Raw genomic sequence first — 298 nt, 5'->3', positions numbered from 1 at the left:
CTACATGCCGGATGTCGGCGACCCCAATCGCAACGCCAACGACGGCGGCATCGCCGCGCCGGCCGATCGCATGGATCACGTGCTGGAATTGTTGCCGGATATCTGCAGCCTCGACGTGGCGACGATGAACTTCGGGCGGCACGCGTTCGTCAACGTCCCCGACCATATCGAGGCGATCGCGACCGCCGTTCGCGCCGTCGGCGTGAAGCCCGAACTGGAAGTCTTCGACCTCGGCCATGTCGCCCTGGCGTTGCACATGTACCGCAACGGACTGTTCGCGGACCCGCCGTTCTTCCAG

1 protein-coding gene is annotated in these 298 nt (G+C 65.1%); it reads left to right on the top strand.

The annotated features are described in order from the left end of the window. The coding region (locus AC0IYH_RS30825; protein ID WP_471837976.1) for a 3-keto-5-aminohexanoate cleavage protein at positions 1 to 298 on the top strand (298 nt) is incomplete at both ends.

Source organism: Pseudomonas sp. AC463 (genome assembly GCF_979253585.1).
The sequence above is the reverse complement of the archived record's forward strand: the minus strand, read 5'-3'. Positions and strand labels throughout refer to the sequence as shown.